The organism is Micromonospora sp. NPDC049799 (assembly GCF_040656655.1).
Classification (GTDB): domain Bacteria; phylum Actinomycetota; class Actinomycetes; order Mycobacteriales; family Micromonosporaceae; genus Micromonospora.
In genome coordinates this window covers 1-4,961 of sequence record NZ_JBFAMU010000370.1, presented here as the reverse complement: position 1 = coordinate 4,961, position 4,961 = coordinate 1, and the positions used below count along the sequence as shown (strand labels likewise).

General features: G+C 73.3%; 5 protein-coding genes and 1 pseudogene. 3 read left to right on the top strand and 3 right to left on the bottom strand.

Annotated features, from left to right (window positions below):
- The 3 genes and pseudogenes from AB0I76_RS22365 to AB0I76_RS22355 form a co-directional block, all read left to right on the top strand.
- Positions 1-229: pseudogene (locus AB0I76_RS22365) on the top strand (hypothetical protein); the annotation flags it as partial.
- Complete coding sequence (locus AB0I76_RS22360; RefSeq protein ID WP_357038657.1) at positions 226-1,098, top strand: oxygenase MpaB family protein; 873 nt, start codon at positions 226-228, stop codon at positions 1,096-1,098. The pseudogene AB0I76_RS22365 and the gene AB0I76_RS22360, both read left to right, overlap by 4 nt.
- Positions 1,099-1,197: 99 nt before the next feature.
- The gene (locus AB0I76_RS22355) at positions 1,198-1,989 is read left to right on the top strand and encodes a GntR family transcriptional regulator (protein WP_357038654.1); all 792 of its coding nucleotides are present in this window, start codon (positions 1,198-1,200) and stop codon (positions 1,987-1,989) included.
- A gap of 117 nt (positions 1,990-2,106) precedes the next feature.
- Here AB0I76_RS22355 and mshC read toward each other — a convergent pair whose 3' ends face one another.
- The 3 genes from mshC to AB0I76_RS22340 form a co-directional block, all read right to left on the bottom strand.
- On the bottom strand, positions 2,107-3,345 hold the full coding sequence (mshC, locus tag AB0I76_RS22350; protein ID WP_357038651.1) for a cysteine--1-D-myo-inosityl 2-amino-2-deoxy-alpha-D-glucopyranoside ligase: 1,239 nt from the start codon (positions 3,343-3,345) through the stop codon (positions 2,107-2,109).
- Positions 3,346-3,413: 68 nt separating this feature from the next.
- Positions 3,414-4,232, bottom strand: a complete 819-nt coding sequence (locus AB0I76_RS22345; RefSeq protein ID WP_357038648.1) for an SCO1664 family protein — start codon at positions 4,230-4,232, stop codon at positions 3,414-3,416.
- A complete protein-coding gene (locus tag AB0I76_RS22340) occupies positions 4,229-4,810 on the bottom strand; it encodes a DUF3090 domain-containing protein (protein ID WP_357038646.1) in 582 nt (193 codons plus the stop codon). The genes AB0I76_RS22345 and AB0I76_RS22340 overlap by 4 nt, the downstream gene beginning before the upstream one ends.
- Between the last annotated feature and the right edge of the window lie 151 nt (positions 4,811-4,961).

Sequence of the window (4,961 nt, the reverse complement as noted above, 5' to 3'; positions counted from 1 at the left end):
CCTGGCCTGCGGGCTGCGCGCCCACCACGCCGGGGTGGTCGCCGACGTCCCGCAGGCGGCCGACACCCTGCACCGGCCGGGCCGCGGCTACGCTGGCGAAATCGCCTGGCTCACCCGCGTCGCCGACGCGTACCGCCGGTGTCCGGTGGTCGCCAGCACCGTCGACGCGACCACGCACCTGACCGCGACGACCGCCCGGACCGACACCGTTGGAGACACCCACCGATGAAGGACCGTCACGTCCACCTCGCCCGGATCCGCACGCTCGACCCCGACCGCGACCACCTGGCCATCTACCAGACCATGCTGCGGTACGAATTCCCGTGGGACATGAAGCTGGGCCTGAACCTCGCCTTCAACCGCTCGTTCTCGATCCCGCGTGTCGCGGCGGTCCACACGGCCACCGGCGAGCTGACCGACCGCACCCAGAAGCGCATCGACGACACCGGCGTGCTGATGTACGAGATGGTCCTCAACGGATTCGACCAGCCGCGCGGACGGGACGCGCTGCGCCGCGTCAACCAGATCCACCGCCCGTACGACATCCCCAACGACGACTACCTCTACGTCCTGGGCTGCCTGGTGGTGGTCCCGACCCGCTGGCTGGAGCGCTACGGCTGGCGCCGTCCGTGCTGCCACGAACGGCGGGCCACCTGGCGGTTCTACCGGGAGCTGGGCGTACGGATGGGAGTGACCGGCATTCCCGGCTCCTACGAGGAGTTCGAGGTGTGGCTCGACGCGTACGACCGGGAGCACCTGCGGCCGAACGCCGACGCCGCGGCCATCGAACGCGCCACCCGCATGCTGATGCTGACCCGGATCCCCGCCCCGCTCGCGCCACTGGGTAACGCGCTCGTCAGCGCCATGTACGACGCGCGCCTGCGGGCGGCGACCGGTGTGCCGACACCGCCGTGGCCGGTGCGGGCCGGCCTGCACGCGGGCCTGCGCGCCCGCGCCCACCTGCGACGGTGGTTCGGTCGGCCCCCGGCGGTTCCGCTGTTCGCCGACGGGATCACGACGAAGACCTACCCCGACGGGTACGACATCAGCCGGCTGGGACCGCCGTCCGCACCGCCGGCAGGCCGCTCCCCCGCCTGACCGCCGCGCACGTCCACGGTGGACTTCTCGGCGTGTCGGTTCCCCCGCGCACACCGCCTAGGGCATCCTAGGAACCTAGTTGCGATCAAGGAGGCGGGCATGCAGATCAACCCGGGGGCGGCCGAGTTCCCGCACCGGCAGATCGCCGCGCAGCTCAAGGCACAGGTGCGGCGCGGCGACTGGGGCCCCGGCGAGCGGCTGCCGTCCATCCCGGCCATCGCCGAGATGTTCGGGGTCGCCAAGCAGACCGTGCAGCGCGCCGTCGACCAGCTGCGGGTCGAGGGCATCCTGATCACCAAACCCGGCTCCGGTACGTACGTCCGGGGCACCCGGCGCCGTCTCAACCGCCTCTCCCGTGGCCGGTACGGCGGTTTCCGCGGCTACCACACCGACCTGGCCGCCCGGTACCGTCAGCAGCTCGTCTCCGTCGGCCGCTCCCCCGCCCCGCCCGAGGTGGCCGACGTGTTCGGGGTACCCGACGGCACCGACCTGCTCTGCCGCCGCCACCTGGTCCGCACCGAGGACTCCCCGGTCGAGGTCGGCGCCTCCTGGTTCCTGCCCGCCGACACCGCCGGAACCTCCCTGGAGCGCGCGGAGGCGTTCGGCCGGCCGCTCTACCAGGAGGCCGAGGAGGCCACCGGCCGGCGGTACGTCTCGGCCACCGACACGATCAGCGCCCGCCAGCCCAGCCGGGAGGAGGCGGAGATCCTCCAGATCCGCCCCGACACGCCCGTGCTGCACCTGCTGCACGTCGCGTACGACGGCCAGCGCAAGCCGATCGAGGTCGCCCAGGCCACCTGGCCCGGCCCGGTCACCACCCTGACCGAGGAGTACCGAATCCCCGCCCCAACCGCCGAACCGGACCCCGACCCCGGGCTCGTCCTCGGCTGACCCCCACCCCCGCCTCCCACCGTCCCCGGCGAGCAGTTTCGGGGAAAGAGTGGCCATCGACACGAGAATGGCGACACTTTCCCCGAAACTGCGGGGCGGGCGGGGCGGAGGGGCGGGTTACAGGCGGATGCCGAGGAGGGCGTCGACGGTGTCGGCGAAGAGGGCCGGGGCGTCCCGGTCCGTCCCCGTGCCGGCCAGCGCCGCGTCGGCCCACGCGTCGGCGATGGCGATCGCGCCCGGGGTGTCCAGGTCGTCGGCGAGGCGCGCGCGTACGCCGGCCAGGATGTCGGACCCGGACGGCCCGGCGGTCGCGGCTGCGGCCCGCCGCCAACGGCCCAGCCGCTCCTGAGCGGTGGCCAGCAGGTCGTCGGTCCAGGTCCGGTCGCTGCGGTAGTGACCACTGACGAGGGCCAGCCGCACCGCCATCGGGTCGACCCGGTCGGCGCGCAGCCGGGACACGAAGACGAGGTTGCCGCGGGACTTGGACATCTTCTCGCCGTTGAGGCCGATCATGCCGGCGTGCACGTAGTGCCCGGCGAACGGCCCGGCGCCGGTGAGGCGCTCGGCGTGCGCCGCGGAGCACTCGTGGTGCGGGAAGAGCAGGTCGTTGCCGCCGCCCTGTACGTCGATCCGGTCGCCGAGCAGGTTCAGCGCGATCGCCGCGCACTCGATGTGCCAGCCCGGGCGGCCCGCGCCCAGTTCCCCGCCCGGCCAGGACGGCTCACCCTCCCGGGTGCCCCGCCACAGCAGCGGGTCCAGCGGGTCGCGCTTGCCGGCCCGGTCGGGGTCGCCACCACGCTCGGGGAAGATCTCCAGCATCTGCTCGCGGGTCAGGTTCGACTCGTACCCGAACCGGGGCGCGGTGGAGATGTCGAAGTAGATGTCGCCGGTGCCGTCGTCGAGGCGGTACGCGGCGCCGTCCTTGAGCAGCAGCAGGACCTTGTCGGCGATCTCCGGGATCGACTCGACCGCGCCGACGTAGTGCGCGGGCGGGATGATCCGCAGCGCCTCCATGTCCTCGCGGAACAGCGCGGTCTCCCGCATGGCCAGGACCTTCCAGTCCTCGCCGTCGCGCTCGGCCCGCTCCAGCAGCGGATCGTCGATGTCGGTGACGTTCTGTACGTACCGCACGTCCAGCCCCGCGTCGCGCCACACCCGCTGCACCAGATCGAAGGTGATCATGGTGGCGGCGTGGCCGAGGTGGGTGGCGTCGTACGGGGTGATCCCGCAGACGTACATGCTTCCCGCGCCGCCCGGCGTGCTGGGCAGGACATCCTGCCGTGCCGAGTCGTACAACGCCAGTGGCCCGCCCCGGCCGGGCAGCCGCGGCACCTCATGCCCCACCCAAGACTCCATGACTGCCAGCCTAGCCATCCCTGCGACGGCGCCGGGGCGAGCCACGGGTGATCAACGTGACAGAGGGCTCACATGGGGGGCCAGGGCATCGCCGGCCAGTCCTGCGGCGGCTGCGGGAACCGGGCGGCGGCCCGCAGCCGTTCGACGCGACCGGCCAGCTCTGCGATCTCGCCGAGGGTCAGGTGCGCGGCCAGGTCCTCGCCGAGCGTGCCGGCCACCTGGCCGGCGAGCTCGTCCAGCATCTCCACCGCGTCGTCGGGCAGCCGGCGACCGGCCCAGCCCCACAGCACCGTGCGCAGCTTCTCCTCGACGTGGAAACTCACGCCGTGGTCCACGCCGTAGATGCGGTCGTCCGGGCCGACCAGCACGTGGCCGCCCTTGCGGTCGGCGTTGTTGATCACCGCGTCGAGCACCGCGAGGCGGGCCAGCCGGGGATCGTCGGCGTGCGCGAGGGCGTACGGGGTGCCGTCGTCGTCACGGGCCGCCGCGACGGGCAACCAGCGCGGTGGCACCGCGTCGGCCGGCACGAACCCGACCAGCGGCTCGGTGTCGGTGGGCTCGTCGATCCAGAGCTGGCACGAGCCGGGGCCGAACGGCCCGTCGCGCAGCACCGTCGGTGGCACCAGGTCCCAGCCGGTGGCCCGGGAGACCAGGTACGCCGAGACCTCCCGGCCGGCGAGGGTGCCGTCCGGGAAGTCCCAGAGCGGACGTTCGCCCCGCACCGGCTTGTAGACGCAGCGGGCGGAGACGCCGTCGAGCGTCAGGATCCCGCGCAGGGTGGTGTTGGAGGCGTCGACCAGCCGGCCCTCCAGGTCGAGCTGACCGTCGGAGAGCAACCGGAGTGCGGCTGTCCCGTCCTGGCGGGGCTGGAGGCCGGACGAGGTCACCGGTGGTAACCGTTGTGCCGCGGGCAGAGGTGCCCGGCGGGGTCCAGCGGTTGGCCGCACAGCGGGCAGGGCGGACGGCCCGCGTTGACCACCCGCTTGGCCCGCTCGATGAACTCGCGGGTCGCCTCGGGGGTCAGCCGCACCCGGAGCCGGTCGAGGTCCTCGTCCGGTTCGACGTCGTCGTCCTCGTCCTCCTCGTCGTCCGGCTCGCCGAGCTCGACCTCGGTCTCCGCCTCGCCGGTGGCAATCGCCTCGATCACCACGGTCGCGGTGTCCACGTCGAAGGCCAACCCGAGCGTGCCGACCCGGAACTCCTCGTCGACGGGCGTGTCCAGGGGATCGTTGTCGCCGACAGTGGTCACCGGCTCGGGCAGCTGCACGCCGAACCGGCGTTGCGCCTCGGAGAGCAGCTCCTCCAGCTTCTCCGCCAGCAGCGACACCTGGACCTTCTCCAGCGCGACGCTGACCAGCCGGCCTCCGCCGCGCGCCTGGAGGAAGAACGTGCGATCCCCCGGCGGCCCGACGGTCCCGGCGACGAACCGCTCCGGCGGCTCGAAGGCGTGCACCTGGTGGGTCATACCCACGACCCTATCCGGCGTCCCGAACGATCGCGCACCCCACCGACCCGAATCACCGCCGGGCCGCCGCGCCCGGCGTACGGGTGGCGGTTCCCGGGCGTGGCGCGGTGGGTGACCGGCGCCGTGGCATGCGGTCCGGCGGTCATCGCGC